Origin of the sequence: Nocardia albiluteola, assembly GCF_018860155.1 — a bacterium.
Classification (GTDB): Bacteria; Actinomycetota; Actinomycetes; order Mycobacteriales; family Mycobacteriaceae; genus Nocardia; species Nocardia albiluteola.
Map to the genome: position 1 here is coordinate 664,136 of NZ_JAHKNI010000003.1, position 20,378 is coordinate 684,513.

Annotated in this window: 16 protein-coding genes and 1 pseudogene; 7 read left to right on the forward strand and 10 right to left on the reverse strand. The window is 69.4% G+C overall.

All coding sequences use genetic code 11. The features are described from left to right. The first annotated feature begins 180 nt into the window (after positions 1-180). On the forward strand, positions 181-1,062 hold the full coding sequence (locus tag KO481_RS12790; RefSeq protein WP_215917249.1) for a universal stress protein: 882 nt from the start codon (positions 181-183) through the stop codon (positions 1,060-1,062). Further along, positions 1,059-2,420 (forward strand): wax ester/triacylglycerol synthase family O-acyltransferase, encoded by a 1,362-nt coding sequence (locus tag KO481_RS12795; protein WP_215917250.1) that lies wholly within the window; start codon positions 1,059-1,061, stop codon positions 2,418-2,420. The genes KO481_RS12790 and KO481_RS12795 overlap by 4 nt, the downstream gene beginning before the upstream one ends. 92 nt (positions 2,421-2,512) lie before the next feature. Here the strand turns inward: KO481_RS12795 and KO481_RS12800 are convergent, their stop codons facing one another. Both KO481_RS12800 and KO481_RS12805 read right to left on the reverse strand, forming a co-directional pair. Next, on the reverse strand, positions 2,513-3,004 hold the full coding sequence (locus tag KO481_RS12800) for a hypothetical protein (protein ID WP_215917251.1): 492 nt from the start codon (positions 3,002-3,004) through the stop codon (positions 2,513-2,515). A gap of 135 nt (positions 3,005-3,139) precedes the next feature. Further along, on the reverse strand, positions 3,140-4,531 hold the full coding sequence (locus KO481_RS12805; RefSeq protein WP_245400761.1) for an ATP-dependent metallopeptidase FtsH/Yme1/Tma family protein: 1,392 nt from the start codon (positions 4,529-4,531) through the stop codon (positions 3,140-3,142). A gap of 248 nt (positions 4,532-4,779) precedes the next feature. Between KO481_RS12805 and KO481_RS42970 the strand changes: the two genes are divergently transcribed. Next, positions 4,780-4,920, forward strand: a complete 141-nt coding sequence (locus KO481_RS42970; protein ID WP_245400762.1) for a hypothetical protein — start codon at positions 4,780-4,782, stop codon at positions 4,918-4,920. Here KO481_RS42970 and KO481_RS44725 read toward each other — a convergent pair. Then, positions 4,896-5,195, reverse strand: a pseudogene (locus tag KO481_RS44725) (ATP-dependent metallopeptidase FtsH/Yme1/Tma family protein); the annotation flags it as partial. The gene KO481_RS42970 and the pseudogene KO481_RS44725 overlap by 25 nt on opposite strands. Before the next feature lie 680 nt (positions 5,196-5,875). Here KO481_RS44725 and KO481_RS12810 point away from each other — a divergent pair. After that, a complete protein-coding gene (locus KO481_RS12810; protein WP_215917252.1) occupies positions 5,876-8,197 on the forward strand; it encodes a heavy metal translocating P-type ATPase in 2,322 nt (773 codons plus the stop codon). An 11-nt stretch (positions 8,198-8,208) separates the two neighbouring features. Here the strand turns inward: KO481_RS12810 and KO481_RS43905 are convergent, their stop codons facing one another. The 6 genes from KO481_RS43905 to KO481_RS12835 all read right to left on the reverse strand — a co-directional run bounded on the left by KO481_RS43905 (position 8,209) and on the right by KO481_RS12835 (position 15,795). Then, positions 8,209-8,334: a hypothetical protein gene (locus tag KO481_RS43905; protein WP_281066061.1), complete on the reverse strand. Its 126-nt coding sequence runs from the start codon at positions 8,332-8,334 to the stop codon at positions 8,209-8,211. Positions 8,335-8,543: 209 nt separating this feature from the next. Further along, positions 8,544-11,357, reverse strand: a complete 2,814-nt coding sequence (locus KO481_RS12815) for a cation-translocating P-type ATPase (RefSeq protein ID WP_308166563.1) — start codon at positions 11,355-11,357, stop codon at positions 8,544-8,546. Positions 11,358-11,617: 260 nt separating this feature from the next. Next, entirely contained in the window at positions 11,618-12,538 is a 921-nt protein-coding gene (locus tag KO481_RS12820; RefSeq protein ID WP_215917254.1) for a universal stress protein, read from the reverse strand. Between the two features lie 215 nt (positions 12,539-12,753). After that, complete coding sequence (locus KO481_RS12825; RefSeq protein ID WP_215917255.1) at positions 12,754-13,413, reverse strand: SRPBCC family protein; 660 nt, start codon at positions 13,411-13,413, stop codon at positions 12,754-12,756. A 4-nt stretch (positions 13,414-13,417) separates the two neighbouring features. Further along, positions 13,418-14,062, reverse strand: coding sequence for a DUF2267 domain-containing protein (locus KO481_RS12830; RefSeq protein ID WP_245400763.1), 645 nt, complete (start codon positions 14,060-14,062; stop codon positions 13,418-13,420). A gap of 524 nt (positions 14,063-14,586) precedes the next feature. Beyond that, a complete protein-coding gene (locus KO481_RS12835) occupies positions 14,587-15,795 on the reverse strand; it encodes an FAD-dependent oxidoreductase (protein WP_215917257.1) in 1,209 nt (402 codons plus the stop codon). Positions 15,796-15,873: 78 nt separating this feature from the next. Here KO481_RS12835 and KO481_RS12840 point away from each other — a divergent pair, with 78 nt between their 5' ends. After that, complete coding sequence (locus KO481_RS12840; protein ID WP_215917258.1) at positions 15,874-16,551, forward strand: TetR/AcrR family transcriptional regulator; 678 nt, start codon at positions 15,874-15,876, stop codon at positions 16,549-16,551. 113 nt (positions 16,552-16,664) lie between these two features. Here KO481_RS12840 and KO481_RS12845 read toward each other — a convergent pair whose 3' ends face one another. Further along, the gene (locus KO481_RS12845; protein WP_215917259.1) at positions 16,665-18,095 is read right to left on the reverse strand and encodes an alpha/beta hydrolase; all 1,431 of its coding nucleotides are present in this window, start codon (positions 18,093-18,095) and stop codon (positions 16,665-16,667) included. 278 nt (positions 18,096-18,373) lie between these two features. Between KO481_RS12845 and KO481_RS12850 the strand changes: the two genes are divergently transcribed. Together KO481_RS12850 and KO481_RS12855 are read left to right on the forward strand one after the other, a co-directional pair. Next, the gene (locus tag KO481_RS12850) at positions 18,374-19,510 is read left to right on the forward strand and encodes a catalase family peroxidase (protein WP_372452007.1); all 1,137 of its coding nucleotides are present in this window, start codon (positions 18,374-18,376) and stop codon (positions 19,508-19,510) included. Next, positions 19,500-20,159 (forward strand): cytochrome b, encoded by a 660-nt coding sequence (locus KO481_RS12855; protein WP_215917260.1) that lies wholly within the window; start codon positions 19,500-19,502, stop codon positions 20,157-20,159. The genes KO481_RS12850 and KO481_RS12855 overlap by 11 nt, the downstream gene beginning before the upstream one ends. The last annotated feature ends 219 nt before the right edge of the window (positions 20,160-20,378 follow it).

The following is a 20,378-nucleotide window of genomic DNA, read 5'->3' on the forward strand; positions in this document are numbered from 1 at the left end:
GGACCGCTGTGGAGCGAACGGCCCGCATCGACAGGGCGGATGGACGCGGAGAGTGCGACCTTCGATCCTGTGATCCAGCTCTCAGCCGGTCGATCATCGAATCATGACGCGAATGGCTGCCGAGGGCCGCCACAACGACGGGGTGGCGTTTCCGCCATGAAATCGCCGGCGACGAAGGATATGAATCGGCAGTCGGTCGTGGTCGGGGTCGACGGGACGACGGGCTCCCTCAACGCCGCCCGCTGGGCCGCGCATCTCGCTCACGCACTGCATGTGCCGTTGTCGGTCGTGCATTTGGACCCGCGGCACGACGGTGAGAACCCGTTGCCGCGGCATGGCGACCGGACCACGCCGGTCGATCCGTCCGGGGTCGCGGAGCAGGCCGTCGGCCTGGTGCGCACCGCCGTCGGTGATCTCGATTTGAACTATGAAAATGGTGGTGGCGCAGTCGATTCAGCGCTCATCGAGCGGAGCGGCCGGGCGCGGTACATGGTCATCGGGATGCATCCCGAGGTGGGATCCGGTCTGATCGGGCGCACCACGATGCACGTGGTGACCCGGGCGCACTGTCCGGTCCTGGTGTGGCGTGGAGCGGCCGGTCACCCGATACCGCGACGGCTCCCGATTGTGGTGGCCGTGGACGGTACGCCGGTGAGCGAGTCGGCGGTGGACTGTGCGTTCGAGCTGGCGGCGGCGTTCGGGGTGCCGGTGACCGCTGTACACGTGCGGCCGCCGGGCATCGCGCCCATCGGCCGGCATGTGGATAGTGACGCCGAGTCGCGAGCGTTGCTGTCGGCGGCGCTGGCGGGTCCGAGGCAGCGGCACCCCGGCGTGCCGGTGGCCGAGCGAGTCGTCGCGGGAGCCACCGTACCCGTCCTGGCGCGGATGAGCGCCGAGGCCCAATTACTGGTCGTGGGCAGCAGGTCGCGGGGCAGTGCCGCCGCGGTCCTACTGGGGTCGGTGAGCCGGGAGCTCCTGCACCGTTCCTCGTGCCCGGTGCTGGTCTGCCGCGACGGACGGTCGGCGGCACACCGCACCCCTGGCAGAGGGGATCCGCAATGACCGAACTGGGACCGCTGGATACGGGATTCCTGGAGATCGAGGACGCCGATCGGCACGTCAGTCTGGCGATCGGTGCGGTGGCGATCATCGACGGGACCGCGCCCGGCCGGGACGAGTTTCGTGCGGGGGTGGCGGCGGGGCTGTCGCGGCAGCCGCGGCTGCGGCAGCGCATGCGCAGGGCGCCGCTGGACATCGTCGCGCCGGCGTGGGAGGACGATCCGAATTTCGATCTGGCACATCATATTCGGTGGGTCGCATTGGCCGCGCCCGCGGACGAGGCGGCGTTGCGGGAACTGGTGGCCACCGAGCTGGCCAGGCGCCTGGACCGCGATCATCCGCTCTGGGAGATCGTCGTCGTCGAGCGCCTCGACGGCGGTCGCTGGGCGTTGATCGTCAGGGCGCACCACAGCATGGTCGACGGAATCTCTGGCATCACACTGTTCGAGGGCTTCTGCGATCTACCCGACAGCGAGGCGGAAACCCGCCGCGTACAACCTGGGAATGCTTCTGGTCGTGACCTTTTCGGCGTCCTGGCGCAGGTGCTGCGGCTGCCGTTCGCGCTGCCCGGATGGGCCGCCGCGACGGCGCGCACCCTGGCTCCGGTGGTGTATGCGGCCGTGGCACCGGCCGCACAGACGTCGCTGAACGGTCCGATCGGGCGGCAGCGGCGGTACGCCGTCGCGCGGGCCGAGCTGGCGCAGGTGCGGGAGATCCGCGCGGCCTACGAGGTCACGGTCAACGACGTGGTGGTCGCGGCCGTTGCCGCCGCCTACCGGCGGTTGCTGCTGACCCGCGGCGAGGATCCCGCATCGCACGGGCTGCGGATCCTGGTGCCGGTGGCGATGCGTGCCGCTGATGCGAAATACGTTCTGGACAACCGCGTCTCGGCGATGATCCCGCGCTTGCCGGTCGAAATCGACGATCCCGTCCAGCGACTGCGCGCCGTGCACGACAGGATCGGCCGGCACCGGGCGCGCGGCGAGGCCGAAGCCGAGGAATCTTTGCTGGCGTTCGCCGACAGGCTGCCGTCCGGGGTGGTGGCGTGGGTGTTCCGTCTGGCGTCGGCACTCCCGCAGCGCGCGGTCAGCGCGTTGGCAACCAACGTGCCCGGGCCCGCGCACGCCCTGACCATGAACGGCCGGAGGGTGCTCGAGATCTGGCCGTGCATGCCGATCGCCATGCGCCTGCGCACCACGATCGCGATCCTCAGCTATACCGGACAGCTGGCGTTCGGCATCACCGGCGACTACGACAGCGTCCCGGACATCGAGGAGCTGGCGTCCGGCATCGCGAAGGAGATCGACGTGCTGCTGGCTCACGCGCGGGGACGGCGCGTCCCGGGTGAGACACCGGGCTGAGCCGGGCCGATGGCTGCGCCCGGCAGCCCGGGGCGCCGGCGTGGATCTGGGCCAACGGCACGCTCCCGGCGCACGATGATGGCGGCGCATCGTCAGGAGCCGGTGGCGGCGCACCCTTGGCCCTGCGGCATCGAATCCGCTGCCGCCTCGTCCAGGAGGGCGCCGATGGCGTCGAGGACCGTCGAGCGGGGCGGGAGGGGGAGGCGGCCCGGGGTGGGTTTCGAGGCCCAGCGCCCGCCGAATCCGTTGTCCGACATCGGCAGTAGGACGCGTTGTCCGGGGCGCCGCACGGTGACGCCGTAGTCGGAGAGGCGGTGTGCCCGCTGAGCGTCGAGGGCGCGGTCCGGGTGCGAGGCCACCAGGAAGGTCCACACTGTGTCGCGCGGATTGGTGACGACCGGAATGCTGTGCCGCCCGCCGAGTAGGCCGAGTACCCGGGCACCGAGGTGCACGGGCATGTCCACCGCGCCGATCCGGACATCGCATTGCACGGCGGGACGGCCTGCCGCCAGGATCGCGGGCAGGTGGTATCGGAATCGCATCAGATGCGCGACATCGGTTGGGGTGTAACAGGATTCGAACATCGGATTCCTCCCGAGACCTGCTGTGGCGGCCATTGGTAGAAGAGACAACCAGCTGTTCGTTGCGGTTCGATTTCCTGTGTATTGCTCGGCGATTGCTCCCGGCGGTCAGTGTTTCGGACTCGGCAATATCGGCGTTCACGGCGACCGGTGATGACCTGTGGGCGTGGGGTCCTCGGCGATTGCCGAGTCTCGGTCGCGAAGCGGATGGCCCTCTCGGCCGTTTGCCGCGCGCGCCGCCGCAGTGCGGGCGGAGCGATGGGGCGCGACCGTGGCGGCCGGAGCGGTCCCGGTCTCGCCGTCCGGAAGGGCCATGCCCACGAGTGCGTAAACCCCGGCGCCGTCGACGGTTTCGTGCTCGAGCAGGAGGTCGACGAGCCGGTCCAGCGCGTCGCGATGGGATCGGATCAGGTCCAGTGCGCGCTGCTCGGCCTCGCGCAGCAGGCGGGAAACCTCCGCGTCGATCAGCGCCTGAGTGGCCTCGGCGAACGGGCGGCTGGACATTTCGGGGCCGTCGCCGCCGAGGAATACCGACCCGCCCGCCGGGTAGCCGACCGGGCCCAGCCTGCCGGACAGACCGTATTCGCGGACCATTCGGGTGGCCAGTTCGGTGGCCTGGGACAGGTCGTTGGCCGCCCCGGTGGAGCCCTGGCCGAGCACGACGAGTTCGGCAGCCCGGCCGCCGAGGCGCACGGCCAGGGTGTCGGTGAGGTAGTCCTCGCGGTAGAGGTGACGCTCGACGAGCGGCAGCTGTTCGGTGGTGCCGAGGGTCTGGCCCGCGGGCAGAATCGTGACCTTGGCGACCGGATCGGCATGGGTGGACAACGCGGCCACCAGGGCATGCCCGCTCTCGTGGACGGCCACGGCGAACTTCTCCCCGGGGAGCAGCACATTGGATCCCTCGCGCCGGCCCAGCAGGATTCGGTCGCGGGCGGAATCGAAGTCGGCGGCCCGGATCACCTCGCGGTCGTCGCGGACCGCGCAGATCGCGGCCTCGTTGGCGAGGTTGGCCAGATCCGCGCCGGAGAAACCGGGCGTGCCGCGGGCGATGACCCCCATGTCGACGTCCGGGGCAAGCCGCTTGCCGCGGCAGTGCACCGCCAGGATCGCCGCACGTTCGGCGAGGGTCGGCAGCGGGATGGTGACCTGCCGGTCGAACCGCCCCGGTCGCAGGAGCGCGGGGTCGAGGACTTCGGGTCGGTTGGTGGCCGCCAGGACGACGATGCCCACGGCGGGATCGAATCCGTCCATCTCCGACAGGAGCTGGTTGAGCGTCTGCTCGCGTTCGTCGTTGGCCACCATGGCCGACCGGCCACCGCGGCGCGACCCGATCGCGTCGATCTCGTCGACGAAGACGATCGCCGGGGCCCGTTTGCGCGCCTCGCCGAACAGGTCTCGCACGCGGGCGGCGCCGACGCCGACGAACATCTCCACGAAGCTGGACCCGGCCACCGACAGGAACGGCACGTCGGCCTCGCCGGCGACCGCACGCGCGAGCAGGGTCTTGCCGGTGCCGGGCGGGCCGATCATCAGCACCCCGCGGGGGGGCGACCGCCCCGGCGCGGCGATATCGCTCCGGGGCGCGCAGGAAGTCGACGACCTCGGTGATCTCGGCCTTGGCGCCGGAGTAGCCGGCCACATCGCCGAAGGTGGTGGTCGGGCGTTCGCTGTCGAACACCTTTGCCTTGGACTTTCCCACCCCCATCGCACCCTGCAGCTGGCCCGTGGTGCCGCGGCCGAGGCGCCGTAGCCACCAGAACAGGAAGACGATCGGCCCGATGAGCAGCGCCCACGTCAGCACCTGCGACCAGATCGAGGTGGTGTTGGCGGGCGGCGCCTGTGCCGTCACGGACACACCGGCCTTCTCCAGCCGGTCCAGCAGCGCCGAACCGGCTTGTGCGGGAATGACCGTGGTGTAGTCGTGCCCGTTGGTCAGGGCCCCGGATGCCCGGCCGGAGGATTGGATCGTGATGGTCTTGATCTGATGCGAATCGACGTCGGACAGGAACGCGCTGTAGGCGAGGTCGGCCGCGGGCGGACCCGGGGTGTGGACCCCGGACAACCAGACCGACACGACCAGCGCCGCGATGATCGCGGCGAACGGAAGTATCCGGAACCACCAGCCTGGACGATCCGGCTCCGGTGTCGCTGCCGGGCGATCGCCCGGCGGCGGGGAACTGGCCTGTCTGCTCATGGTTACCCGGCCATCGTCCTCATTGCGCTTCTCCTCCGTATGGGCGCGCGGGTGTGCCCGGGCCTGTCAACTCCCGAGTCTCGGCGCCGGACATGCCCGGGCGGAACGGTCTTCGGCCTCGTGAGCGCGGCCATAGGACCCGTTTCGCATCGACTTGGTGCCCTGTCACCGGAATTCGAGCACGGCCGACACTCGTTGTTCGCGGGTTTCCGGGTCTGGACGCATTGACCTCCGGTCACCAGGGCTGCGGGGAGGCGCCCGCTACGTGCCGGACGCTGCGATATGGGCGCCGGGTGGGCAGCTCATCGCGGGGGTCGCGGCGGTGACCGGAGTCACCGGCGGGGCCATCGGAAGGGCCGCGCGGATCTCCGAAAGGTGGTGCGGCGCAACAAAGGAGTCCGGCCGAGATGGCAATCGGCCGGACTCTCGCGTCGGCGCGGCTGCGTCAGCGCAGCGCCACAACCGGTCCGATAATCGCATAGACCAGATGTGATGCCCTACCAGCGGATCCTGCCGATCGCGCCGGTCAGCACGGCCTCGGCGTGGCGCGCTGATTCTCGATGTCCGCATTCGGTGTCCGACGACAGTGCGGGTAAGGGATAACGGCACTGCCCGGGTAGCCGCCGATTCGATGGACTGACGCTGGACGACACGCATCGGTGACCGGAGGGAGCGTCAGCATGACCGGGACGAGGATGGTTGCGCCGCAGTGGGCGAAGCGCGTGGCGGCGGGCGTCGAGCCGGCGCTGGTCCTGCTCACGGTGACGGGGCTGGCGACCGGCGGGATCCTGTGGTTGCTCGGGCTACGGTCCGCATCCGACACCGCGTGGATCGCCACGACGGCGGTGGCGATCGTCCCGGCTGTGGTCTGGATGATCATGACCCTGGCGAAGGGACGCGCGGGGGTCGATCTGATCGCGGTCCTGTCGCTCGCGGGCACGATGCTGGTCGGCGAATACGTGGCCGGCGCCTTGATCGCGGTCATGCTGACAGGCGGGCGCGCGCTCGACGCCGCCGCTGAGCGCCGAGCCTCCCATGATCTGCGTGCGCTGCTCGAGCACGCACCGCGTTCGGCGCGCCGTCGGACCGGTGACGAGGTGAACGTCGTTGCCCTCGGCGAGATCCGCGTCGGGGACGTACTCGTGGTTGCCGCCGGTGAGGCCGTACCGGTCGACGGGCGAATCCTGAATACCGTTGCGGTGCTGGACGAATCCGTGCTGACCGGCGAGCCGCTGCAGGTGGAGCGGGCGCCCGGCGATCCGGTGCGCAGCGGGGTCGTCAACGCCGGCGACGTGTTCGAGCTGCGTGCCACCGCGACCGAAGCCGACAGCACCTATGCCGGAATCGTGCGGCTTGCCGAACAGGCGAACGCCGAGAACGCGCCGGTCGTGCGCCTCGCCGATCGCTACGCGGCCTGGTTCCTGCCGCTGGCCCTGCTGGTCGCGGCCGCCGCATATGAGCTGAGCGGGTCGCCGGTGCGGGCGGTCGCGGTGCTGGTGGTCGCCACGCCGTGCCCGCTGCTGCTCGCCGCGCCGGTGGCGATCGTGTCCGGGCTGTCCCGCGCGTCGCGGCTGGGCGTCGTCGTCCGCGGCGGTGGCGCGCTGGAGAGCCTCGGGCGCGCAACGACTCTCGTCATGGACAAGACCGGTACCCTCACCGCCGGACGCCCGCGGGTGGTGGAGACGATCGTCGCGCCGGGTCGGGACGTCGGCGAGATGCTGCGGCTGGCCGCCTCGGTGGACCAGGTCTCGGCGCATGTGCTGGCCGAGGCGATCGTGACCGAGGCGATCTCCCGCGGCATCGACCTGACCCCGCCCACGGAGGTCGTCGAACGGCCGGGCCACGGGGTCACCGGCACGGTCGGGAATCATCGGGTGGGCGTCGGCCGGGTGTCCGAGTTTCTCCTCGGCGCCGGTTGGGCGCGCGCGGTGGTCAATCGCGCGAGCCTGGATTCGGCGGCGATCGCGTGGATCGTGGTCGACGGCGAACTCGGCGGCGCGGTGCTGCTGCGAGATCCGTTGCGGCGCGACGCTCCTCGCACCGTCCGGCGACTGCGCCGGGCGGGACTGACTCGATTGGTGATGCTCACCGGCGATCGGCCCGAAGCCGCCCGCGAGGTCGCGACCGTGCTCGGATTGGACGAGGTGATGGCGCGGCAGAGTCCGGCGGACAAGGTCGAGGCCGTGCGGCGGGAGTGCGAGGGCGCCGTGACGGTCATGGTCGGCGACGGCGTCAACGACGCCCCGGCGCTGGCCGCGGCCACCGTCGGCGTCGCGATGGGCGCCCGCGGATCGGCGGCATCGTCGGAGGCCTCCGACATCGTGCTGACCACAGATCGCCTCGATCGCCTCGCCGACGCGATGGACACCGCTCGCTGGTCCCGTCGCATCGCGGTGCAGAGCGCAGTGGCCGGAATGGCTCTGTCGCTGGTGGCCATGATCGTCGCCGCCCTCGGCTGGCTGCCGCCCGCCGCCGGTGCGCTGTTGCAGGAGGGCATCGACGTGGCCGTTATTCTGAACGCCCTGCGGGCACTGCGCGGCAATCCCGCCGCATGCGTCGAATTACCCACCGCGACAGCGGATCTACTGCACCGCTTCGCCGGCGAGCACGATGCCCTGCGCGATACGTTGAGCCTGCTACGCACCGCCGCCGATCGGCTCGCCGCACGGCCCGATGACGGGGCGCTGGCCGCCGTCGAGGACGCACACCGGTTCCTGGTGAGCGAGCTGCTTCCGCACGAGCAGGCCGAGGAGAATATCCTGTACCCGGCACTGGCCACGCCGCTGGGCAGCACGGAGGCGACGGCGGCCATGAGCCGCACCCATGCCGAGATCCGGCGGCTGTCCACCCGCATCGGCGCGCACCTCGACCTCGCGCATTCCGCCGGCCGCATCGGCCCCGACCAGGTTGAGGACCTGCTGGCCTGTCTGTACGGGTTGTATGCCCTACTGCGCCTGCACTTTCTGCAGGAGGAGGAGAACTACTTCACCCTCGCCGGATGAGGCTCGTGAGGTCACATCGTCATGGGCATGGGCATGGGCATGGGCATGGGCATGGGCATCGGCGGGTAGATTCCCATCTGATGCAACCACATCATGATCGCGTGCATGGTCTGCATCATCGGCGACTGCATGGTCATGGCGTCCAGCTCCTCGTTTCGATATCTCCCTACCGAGCTTCATCCGGGACACGGTGGACCGGACAGGGGCGGATGACCCTGTGCGAGGCCCGGAGGTCGCACGTCCGGCACGAATGCGGCAGCCGGTCCCCGCCCCGCGCCGGTGCTGACGGAAGCCCGCGCGGTGGCGCGAGTGTGCGAACACGGATTGCCGTTCCTTTGCTCCACCGCTACGAGGCCGGTCTCACACTCGTCACACCCACGGATTGCGATGCGCCGCTCGGGCTCTCGCCGGCGTGAACGGCCGTGCCTCGATGATCTCGGCGTCGCACGAGGTAGCGCCGCAGTTCGTCGGCGCCCCAGACGATGATCGGATAGGGCAGCAGCAGAGCCAGCTGACCCGGCGACGGGGCCGCGGTGCCCAGCAGCGTGTGGAGCGCGGGCGTATAGACGAATACGGCCGCGAGCGCGATCTCGGCGGCGATCGCGCCGATCAGGTAGCGATTGCTGAAGACGCCGACCTCGCGGAGTGAGGCGTGCTGGGTACGGACGGCGAACACCGTGCCGATCTGTCCGGCGATCATGCCGAGGAAGGTCATCGTTGTCGCCTGCTGATACGCGTGATGCAGCGGTGTGCCGGGGCCGGTCGGCAGGCCTGGCTGCCAGCCCGCGGCATGCAGGACGTAGAAGAACCCGGCCAGCTGCAGGACGGTGACGATCAGCCCGAGGAACAACCAGGCGCGCAACAGCATCGGCCGCCGGATGACGCCCTCGTCGCGAGGGCGGGGACGGCGGGTCATGATGCCAGGTTCGGCGGGTTCGCGGCTCAGCGCCAGCGCGGGCAGGGTCTCGCTGCCCACGTCGAAGGCCAGCAGCTGCAGGATGGTCAGCGGGAGCGGGATCGCGCCGCCGCTGAGCGCGAACACCAGGAACGGCACGGTCTCGGGGGTGGCGTGGGCGAAGATGTAGACGATGAATTTGCGGACGTTGTCGTAGATGCGCCGGCCGGCCTGCACGGCTGCGACGATGGAGCTGAAGTCGTCGTCGGTGAGCACCATGGTGGCGGCCTCGCGGGCGACGTCGGTGCCCGAAAGCCCCATGGCCACACCGATATCGGCGCGATGCAACGCCGGCGCGTCGTTCACTCCGTCGCCGGTCATGGCGACTACGTGGCCGTCCCGGTGCAGTGCCTCGGCGATGTGCAGCTTGGCCTCGGGGGTCGCGCGGGCGAAGATGATCTCCGGCTGCGCGCGCATCAGCGCGGCCAGCTCGTTCTCGCCGAGCCGGTCGAACTGTTCACCGGTGACGACCGCCGGGTGCGGCCCGGTGATGCCGACGCTTTCGGCGATCGCGGCCGCGGTCAGGGGATGATCGCCGGTGATGACGATGATGCGGATGCCTGCGGCCCGGCAGCGCGCGACCGCGTCGGCGACGCCGGGCCGGGGCGGGGCGAGCATCGCGATCAGGCCGGTGAGGCACAGATCGCGTTCGGCATCGTCCCGGCGGTGCGGCGGCGGCCCGGATAGTTCCCGTTGGGCGAGGGCGAGCACGCGAAGCCCTTCGGCGGCAAAGGCATTCACCGCGTCCTCGGTGCGGGTGCGTTGCTCGCCGTCGAGCGGCGCCGGGCGGCCGTGCGCGTCGAGTATCGTCGTGCAGCGGGGCAGCACCGCCTCCGGCGCGCCCTTGGTGTGCAGTATCAGGGGCCCGTCGTCGCGGTCGTCGACGGTCGACATCAGCTCGAGCTCGGGATCGAAATGAAACTGCCAGCGGCGGTGCGCTTCTCGGTGCGCGATATCGGTGTCGGCGCCGAACATCCGCGCGGCTGTGAGTACCGCGACCTCCGTTGGGTCGCCGACAGGGCCGGACTCCTGATCCAGGCGGGAGTTGTTGCAGCGGGCCGCGATTCGGGCGAGGGAATCGTACAGCGGTGACGAACTCAGTCTTGTCCTCGCGTCGTCGACGTCGATGTCGACCCGCCCGAGGATCGTCCACACCGCCGTGGGCGTCATGCGGTTCTGGGTCAGCGTACCGGTCTTGTCGGTGCAAATCACATCGGTGGAGCCCAGGGTCTCGACCGCGGACAGGCGTTTGACCAGTGCGCCTCGGCCCGCCAGGCTGCGCACCGCGACGGCCAGCGCGAGCGTGATGACAGGGAGCAGCCCCTCGGGCACCATCCCGGCCAGCAGGCCGGCGGCGAACACCAGGGAGTCGATCAAGGTCAGGTGCGCGGCCAGGGTCGCGACCGGTATGAACGACAGCGCCAGCAGCACCGACACCGCGGCGATCAGCCACGCGACGCGACGCACCTGACGTTCCAGCGGGCTGGGCTCGGGTTTCACCCGCTCGGACAGCGCCGCGATCCGGCCGATCTCGGTCATCATGCCCGTGGCGAAGACGACGCCGCGCGCCTGTCCGCCGGTGCAGCTCGTGCCGCTGAACACCAGATCGTGCGCGCTCAGCAGCGGCACGTTCACATCGGCCATCGCCGCGGACCGCAGCGCCGGCACCGACTCCCCGGTCAGGGCCGACAAGTCGACCTCGATCGCGCCCGCGAGCAGCCGGATGTCCGCCGCGATCCGATCGCCCTCCTCGATCAGCACGATGTCGCCGGGCACCAGCTCCGTCGCATCGATCTCGCGGACGATCCCGTCCCGGTCCACCTTCGCCCGCTGCGGCAGATACTTCGCCAGCGCCTCCACCGCGCGTCCGGCCTGCACCTCCTGCACAAAGGAGAACGCGGCGTTCAGGACGATGATCAGCAACACCGCCGCTGCTACCACATGCGAACCCACGACCAGCAACAGACCGGCGGCCAGCCACAACAGCAACGCCAGCGGATGCGTGAACTGCCGCCCGAGCTCGGCGGGCCACTGTCGGCCGCCCCGCTTGCGCAGCGCATTCGGTCCGTACTGCAGCAGGCGCCGCCCGGCTTCGGTGCTGGTCAGCCCGGAGCGGCCGCTGTGCAGATCGCGCAGCAATCGATCGGCTGCCTCCTCGGGATCCAGCCCGGTGGGCCGCACCCTTTCCGCATGTTGACTCCGCACGACTTCCATGGTCGGGTCCCGGCCTGTCGTGCGACAGGGACCAACCGAACCTGCACCGGTGGACCAAATGCCTTACCGGGGCAATACCTGCCATCGGTCTGATCGGTTGTCTCGCATTGGCATTCACCCTGCCCCATGCCTCGGCCGTCGCCGGGGCCGCGGTCGTTGCCCTCGGCGCCGCCCTGTATCTGTTCCGCCGCGCACTCACTCGCCGACAGCTTCGGTAACCAGATCCATCGGGATGGTCGGTGCGGTGTGGATTACTTTCGTTCCTGATGGACGACCATCACGGGGCAATATGCGTGCTGCACAAGGTAATTGGATGTCGACCCGAGAAGCAGGCCGCGAACTCCGCCGCGGCCGTGGCTGCCGACGACGATCAGTTGCGCCGTCTTCGAGTATTCCTGCAGCTTGGCGGCGGGCGCGGACAGGTATGTCTGCCGCGTCACCGGGACGTCGGGGTATTTCTCCTGCCAGCCCGCGAGACGTTCGGCGAGAATTGCCGACTCGGCCACTTCGGCGTCCGCGTCGGGAATCAGGGTGCTCGTACCGGCGAAGCGACCGAAATCCCAATCGGAACAGACGTGTACGGCCACGAGGTCGGTGCGGCGTTCGGCCGCCTCGGCGAAGGCCGCGGCGATGGCGGGCTCGCTGATCGGGCTCCCGTCGATACCGACGACCACCGGCCCGCCGGTGCGGTCGGCGACGGCGTGTTCGTCGGGAACGACGATCACCGCGCCGTACGCGTGCGCGGTCACCGCCAGCAGCGTCGAGCCCAGATGGGCGAGGGTGCCGGCCGAACCGGTCGAACCCAGGACGACTGCGAATGCCGTCGCACTGCGGTCGATGAGCAGGTTTGCCGGGTTGTCGGCGCCCACCTTTCCGGATACCCGGAGCTCGGGTGCGGCGAGGCGCGCGACCTCTTCGGCGCGCTCGACCACCTCCCGGCCTTCGGCGCGGGCCGCTTCGGCGATGGCCTCCAAGGTCATCGCATACCCGGCGACACCGCTGGTGCCGACCAGCCCCATCCCGTGCACGATCTGGAGTTCGCGGCCGCGGTGGGCGGCGTAGTCGGCGGCCCAGTGCAGCGCGATGTCCGAGCCGCGCGAGCCGTCGACGCCGACGACCACCGCCGCCGACGCCACGTGGTGCGGATCTTTGTCGTGGTCCTGCGATGTCATCGTGACCTCCGAAGTGTGGACCGGACAGCGGGATAACGGGCCGGCGAAAGCCACGGTAGGCACTGCGCACGAGCCGCGATGCTGCCGATCGTCACGGGCCGGAAGGCAGAAGTGCCATCGAGTTCCCGGCGGCGCAGTGGCGTCACCGGCTGGACGACTGCCTCGCGGCCACCCGTTCTCGCCGCAGCGGATGGTGGGCGACTACATGCGCTGTATCAGCGAATCCTGTTGGGCGAGGACCGCACCGAGCTCGTCGCGTCCCGTAGGGTTCCGCCGGCCCGGTCCTGGGTGGCTCGAGCCGGTTCACCGACGGTGCCCGAGGAGGGCACACAGGCGCCGCGCTCGGCCCGTTGCTTGATGCCCAGCAACATCTTTCGTTCCATGAGCAGGCTGCCGGGCTCCATGACGACATGGTTGAACAGCCGCATCGGCCATGCGGTGCGCGACATGGCGATGCGGTTGCGGCTGACCAGCCGGGTGCCGCCGGTGGTGGGGTAGAGGCCGAACGACCAGACCCACTGGCCGTCCTCGGAGGCCAGTGCCATCGCGCGTTCGGGTTCGAGGATCGCCACCCGCAATCGCGGTCCGGTGGATCCCATTCCGATGGTTGCGCCCCCACGCCCCGGACCCATCTGCACCAGCCACGGCCAGACTGCGCCGGGCCCGGCGGAGATGGTGACGGAGCGGGTGGCGACGATGTCCGGGTCCGGCAGGAGAACGTCGCCGGGCATGATCCGGGCGATCTCCTCGCCGCTGGCGCCCCAGGTGAGGCATTTCGTCCGGCCGAGCCACCGATAGCCGGCCGCGAGGCCGCCCAGGAGTATCGCGGTGCCCGCGGCCGCGGCGGCGAGGGTCTTCGTCGCTTCGGAGCGCATGGCTTCACCCCGCGGGTGTGGTGTCGGGCGAGGTCGTCAGTCCCTCGGCCAGGAGGATGCGGTGCGCGTACTGCGCGGCAATCGCTGGCCTGTTCGCCGCGGTGTTGAAGGCCGGAACCTCCTCGAGTCCCCGGGCCAGCGCGGCCACCGCGTCGCCGAGTGTCCGCAGCTTGTGGTCCAGCGAGTCGGCGGGCTCGATGGGTGGCGCCGTCTCCGGGACGTATTCGGCGTCGCCACGCAGCAGATCTCGCAGGTGAACGGGTAGCACGGTGAAGACGTGGTCGAGCTGTCCCGGGGAGAACAGGGTGTTCAGCGCGTCCGTGACGGCGCTTGCCAGCGCTGTGACCTGGTCCTGCCCGACGTCGGCGTCGTGGGCGAACTGTGCGACGAACGTGGCGGTGCGGTGACCGGCGGGTACGTGAGCAGGCGACCAGTTCTCGTAGTAGATGCCCCGCAGAAATTCGGGCAACTGTGCGGTGAGATGGGCGGAATCGATCACGCCGATCCGGTCCCGGACCGCGTGCAGCCAGGCACGCAGCACGCGATACGCGAACCGGCGGTCGTCGGTGCCGATGCTCTCGGCGACGGTGTTGAGCCACTGATGAGCGGTATGTAGGGCGGGTGCGAAGGGGTCGTTGTGGTGAGGCATGCCTGCCATCGTCGGCCGCAGGCGGGTCCCCACCTAGAGCCACAGGTCCCGGGCCTTGACGTGACAAGCCCTTCACGATCCGTGTCCTCCAGAACTTGGATATGGAACCTGCTGGTCCAACCATTGAAACCGGGTGATCGGCGGGTGTGATCATGCTGTACCCATCGTGCGGTGCCCGTCGCTGCGATGGGGAAAAGCGGGTAGGTGGTCCCGTATTTTTACAGATGCTTGCCGATTGCTCAGCCAAGGAGACTCGAAGATGTCGGCGGACAGCATCTCGCTCCGAAGATGTCACCGCCGAGTGCAGTGCCCGTTGACAGATGCAACCCCTGCGGATGCACAACGAGGTGTGACCGAGATCGAGCAATGACGCTCGGTGGGGTCGTCGCACTCCCATTCGGCCGACGAAGCCGAGGTATGCGCTCCTGGCTCACGCCATGAGCGACAGGCAAACCGGCGACGAGCGTGACAGCCGAGCTCGGCTCCGTCGCCACGCGGCTACTGCCCGCGCGCCCTCACCATCGTCATGCTCGACGACAATCGCTGAGAAGCGGCGGCGGCTCGATCTTGTTGCGGCCCGGTAGATCAGGAGCGACTTCGGGTTCGCCCTGCGGTACGCCGCTGAACAGCTCGACGAGCCCGAACGGTGCGCGGTCACCGAGGCAGAGGTCGAGCACATCCCACGCGTCGGCGTAGAACGCGGCGCCGCGCGCGAACATCGCGGTCTCGTAGGCGGTCAGCGCCGCCTCGATATCGCCCGGGTGCGCGGCGATCGCGAGGGCGAGTTCGGCGCCGTCCAGCATCGCCAGGTTCGCGCCGTCGCCCGAGGGCGGCATCAGGTGCGCGGCATCGCCGAGCAGCGTCACCCCGGGCACGCGGTCCCAGCGATGTCCGTCGGGCAGGGTGTGGATCATGCGCGGCACCGGCGCGGATTCGCGATCGGTGATGAGTGCGGTGAGTTCGGGTGCCCAGTCGTCGAATTCGGCTGCGACACGAGCGGTCGCGGCGGCGGCATCGGTGAAATCGATGGCCGCGATCCATTCAGCGGAGCGGTTCAGCTGTACATAGGTGTGCAGGACGCCGCCGGATTCGCGGTGCGCGGTAATTCCTTTGCCAGGTGCCACCGCATACATCGCGCCTTCGCCGACCATCGCGGCAGTCGCCGCGTGACGCTCCTCGGCGTCGTGGAGATAGGTCTCGATGAAGGTCGTCCCGATGTACTCGGGCCGGGCGTGGGAGAGCAGCGGCCGGATCTTGGACCACGCGCCGTCCGCGCCGATGAGCAGGTCGGTGGTCACGGTCGAACCGTGGGCGAAGGTGAGCTCGTGGCGGCCGTCGCCGAGCGGGCGCACCGCGGTGACCTTGTGCCCCCAGCGAATCGTCCCGCCGGGCAGTGCGTCGAGCAGGATTTGCCGCAGCTCTCCGCGCAATACCTCCGGGCGCCCCGACAGTCCGTCGTCGGGGAGATCGAGCAATATCGTGCCGTGCCTGTCGACTACCCGCGCCGCCTCCGCGCCGGCGTGGATGATCGCATGGAATTCCTCGGTGAGCCCCGCTGCCGCGAGCGCGAATTGCCCGTCGTCCTGATGAATGTCGAGCTGACCGCCTTGGGTGCGCGCCGCCGGCGAGGCATCGGCCTCGTAGACCGTCGCGGCGATGCCGTGTACATGCAAGACGCGGGCCAAGGTCAGACCGCCGAGTCCCGCACCGATGATGGTGACCGATGCCGTCATGTTGCTGCTCCCTTCGCGAGAAGTCTGGAACGACGTTCCAGACATTTCAGGTTGGAACAACGTTCCAGAAATGTCAAGATGGACAGCGTGACGACCGAGAAACAACGGCCCGAACGCCGCCCGAACTCGCTCTCCAGGGCGCGGATCGTCGGTATCGCGATCGAGATCCTCGACACCGAGGGCGAGAAGGCGCTGACCTTCCGCGCCCTCGCGGCCCGTCTGGCCACCGGCAGCGGCGCGATCTACTGGCACGTCGCGAACAAGGATGAGCTACTGGCCGCCGCCGCCGACGACATCATCGCCCGGGTCATGACCGGGGTGAACCCCGGCGGGGAACCTCGTGAGTCGGTCCGGGCGGTCGCTCTCGGCGTATTCGACGCCATCGACGCCCACCCGTGGGTGGGCGCTCAACTCTCCAGTGCGCCCTGGGGTTGCGCGACCATGCGGATCTTCGAAGGCGTCGGCGGGCGACTCGCGGCGCTCGGCGTCCCCGAGCGCGCCCAGTTCGATTCCGCTTCCGCGCTGGTGAACTACATCCTCGGTCTCGCGGGCCAGTATGCGGCGGGCGCACGGCTCACACGCGAAACCGACCGCGCCGAATTCCTCGCGGGGGTCGCCGCCCGATGGGCCGAGCACGACCCCGCGCGATACCCATTCGTGCACCGCGTCGCCGCACAACTGTCCGCTCACGACGACCGCGAACAGTTCCGCGCCGGAATCGATCTCATCCTGGCCGGTATCGAATCCCTGCGCTAGCCGACCGGGTTCGAACAAACCGTCACTCAGGTGGCACGGTTCAGGCGGAAGCGACATCCCGCGACCGCCGCTGATCGGCGCGGGAGGTGTCGCAGGTGTTGGGGCTGGCGAAACTACTGTGGCCGAAGGTGATCGGACAGCCATGGCAGGGCCGAGTCGAACGCGCCGGTGGCGGCCTGCCAGGTGTGGTTTCCCCGGGTTCTGTACAGGGTGGCGTCGATGCCGGCCCTGGTCGCGGCGGTGTAGAGCGCGGCGGCGGATTCGAGTTTGATGGTGTTGCTGGACTTTCCGCTGAGGAAGGTGCGCTCGTCGGTGCTCGTGCCCGGCTGTTGCCCGCCGGTCCAGCGCCCGAAGGGCCCGGTCGGGGTGAAGGCGTAGAGCAGGCCGGTCATTCCGGTGTATTTCCGGTGCGCTGCCATTACGGTGCGCGGATCGAAGGCTGCCCACTGCTGGGCGCTGCCGCCGTAGAGCCGCGCGATGGTCTGCTGCTTGTTGCCGGCGTTGGGGCCGATATCGCCGGCGATGTCGACGAAGGTGCCGAACTGTGACGGGTGCATGACGGTCAGATCGATCGCGCAGGTGCCACCCATCGACCACCCCGCCACCGCCCATTCGCTCGCGGATGTGGCCGTGCCAAAGGTCTTTTCGACATAGGGTGGTACGTCCGCGGTGAGGTGGGTCGCGGCGTGATCGCGTGGGCCGTCGACGCATTCGGTGTCGTTGGTGAAGGTGCCCCCGGTATCGACGAAGACGAAGATCGGCGCCCAGCCGCCGTGCTGGGTCGCGTACCGGTCGAGCGCGGGCAGCACGTTGCCGATCCGGATCCAGTCGTCCGGGGTGGCGAATTCGCCGCCGATCATCATCACCACCGGCAGCCGCGGCGGTGTGGTCCTGGCGAACCAGGCCGGCGGCAGGTAGACGTATTCGGTGCGATGGTGCATGCCGCTGGCCGTATCGGGCGTCTGGATCGGTACGATCCGCCCGGTGGAGATCGGTTGTCCGCGCATGGATGGCAGCGAATTCAGCGGCGTCTCGTGCGGCAGGGGCGCCTCGGTGACCGCATTCCACGCGACCTGGACCGTCGGGAAGTAGCCGACCCACTGGTCGAGCACGATGCCCAGGCTCGATACGACCGCCACGACGGTCAGCGCCGAGAGTCCGCGCCGCCACCAGGTTGCGCTGGTCCAGCCGAGCACCGCGACGCATACCGCGCCCACGGCGCCGCCCGCGCACACCCACAGCAGCGACGGCGCCCTGTCGGGCCCGGTGGCCCAGCCCTGGTTGTAGACCAGCGCATGCGCGCCGAACGCTCCGAGTACACCGGCGGCTACCGATATCGGCAGCCACACGAGCCGCCACCGGCGCGTGCGCCATCCGATCGTCAGCACCGCCAGCACCAGCGCCACGATTTCTACCGTTGGCGGTAACCACCCGTGCAGCAACGAGATTGCATGCTGCGAGCTACCGACGGTCCGGCTGAAACTGGGCGGGGGCGGCGGCGGTGGAGTCAGGGTCAGCTGGGTGATCGAGGGTAGGCCGAGCATCCCCCGATTGTTGCGAAAGTATCGTCCACCGGACTGAAGATGGGCTGAGGATCGTGGCGCTCACCCGCCTGCCGGGACACCGTCCCACTTCTCCGTCCCGCAGCATGGCTGCGGGTGTTCATGCGGCAGACGGTAGCCCTCCCGCCTGTCAGCGAAGTTCTGCATCGGGCCGGTACGTCATTGTTTCGTCACCACTTGCGCGGCCGCCGCAGCGCATGGGCGACGTAACGTCGGTGCGACAGTATCGGTTTCGACACGACTATCACGAAGAGGCGAGTGTGGACGAACACGTACCATCCGATCCGGTTCCACCGCCCGAGTCTTCGCCGCCCGAGCACGCGCAGCCGCCGGGCGCGGGGCTGTCCCGCCGTGGTGCGCTGGCGGGTATCGCGGCGGTGGGCGGGATCTCGGCGGTCAATGTCGGTGCATTCGCCTGGGCCGCAGGGTGGTTCACGCCGGACAGCCTGCGTTCGGGGACATTCGTCGACCGGTTCGAGCGGGTTTACGGCCGGCACAACGGATTTCGGCGCAACCACGCCAAGGGGGTCAGCGCATCGGGGACGTTCGTCGGCAACGGCGCCGGGACCGCGTTGTCGACGGCGTCGGTGTTCCGGGCGGGGACAACGCCGGTGACGGCTCGCTTCTCGCTGTCGGGCGGTATGCCGCTGGCCGGCGACCAGAACGGGACCGTGCGCGGGCTCGCGGTGCTGTTTCACCTGGATGGTCGCGAGCAGTGGCGCACCGCCATGGTGAACATTCCGGTGTTCCTCGACCGGGTGCCGCGGGGTTTCTACGATCGGATGCTCGCCACGCAACCCGTGGGCGCGACCGGCCGGCCCGATCCTGTGAAGGTCGCGGCGTTCCTCGCGAAATATCCCGAGTCCGAGCGCGCGATGGCCGTCGTGGCGCGCACGACGCCGTCGAACGGGTTCGCCAACAGTCCGTTCCACGGGCTCAACGCATTTCGGTTCACCAATGCCGCCGGCACGACAGTGCCGGTGCGGTGGAGCCTGCTCCCGGAGGATCCGTTCGTGGCGGGTACGCATGCGGCGGGACGGGACTACCTGTTCGACGCGCTGATCGAACGTCTCGGGCACGGACCGGTGCGCTGGCGGATGGTGGTCACGGTCGCCGAGCCCGGCGATCCGACGAACGACGCGACGCGGGCGTGGCCCGCGACTCGGCGGCAGGTCGAGGTCGGCACGCTTACCATCGACGCGCTGGCGACCGAGGCGCCGGGCAATGCGCGCGATGTCAACTTCGACCCGACGGTGCTGCCGACCGGGATCGCGCCTTCGGACGATCCGCTGCTCGAGGCACGCTCGTCGGTCTACGCGAGGTCCTACCAGCGGCGCACCCGGGAACCGCATACGCCCAGCGCGGTCGAGGTGCCGGAGGTCCGCAATGCCCGGTGACGCGGAAACCACCGGCACGAAGTTCACCGCAGTCGCCCGCGGCCTGCACTGGATCATGGCTGCGGCCGTCATCGCGATGCTGTTCATCGGCGTGTTCATGGTCGGGTCGATCAGCGAATTCCACCTGCTGGTCACCATTCACGAACCACTGGGCTTCGCGATCCTGATACTCGCGCTGGTCCGGATCGGCTGGCGACTGGGACATACCCCGCCGCCGTGGCCGGCGGGGATGTCGCGGCCCGAACGAGTGGTCGCGAAGTACTCCGAGCGATTGATGTACGCGCTGTTCATACTTCAGCCTCTGTTCGGGTGGGCGATGGTGTCGGCGTCGGGACAGCCGATCGTGTTGTTCGGATCGTGGTACCTGCCGTCCATCGCCCCCGGGAACGCCACGGTGTTCGCTGTCCTGTTGCGCGCGCACATCGTCGCGGCCTACCTGCTGTACGTCACCTTCGCCGCACACCTGGCCGCAGTGCTGTGGCACACCCTCGTCGTCCGTGACCGAATGCTGTCCCGGATGACGTTCGGGCGGGTGCACACCAACCTCCGAGGGAGACCGAGCCGAGGCGCATCTCGAGCGGGTGCTCCGCACGAGCAAGCACGGCCTCAACCGCAACTGAAGATCACCTCCGACCAGCATGGCAGCTGATCGAGCCACCACGGCAGTGCGACGGGCCCTCGGAGGTGTTGGTCGGCGGAAAGCGGCAATCGCTGCAGCGTGGAAGCCGCTGCGGGCGTAGCCTATTGCTTGATATCACACTGCCTGGGGGATCGGATGCCGGATCGACCGCAGCTGAGTTACCGCTGCCTCGCGCCGAATTTGCCCGAGCACCTGACCGGCCGGCAGCCGATCCGGAGCCTGCTGCCG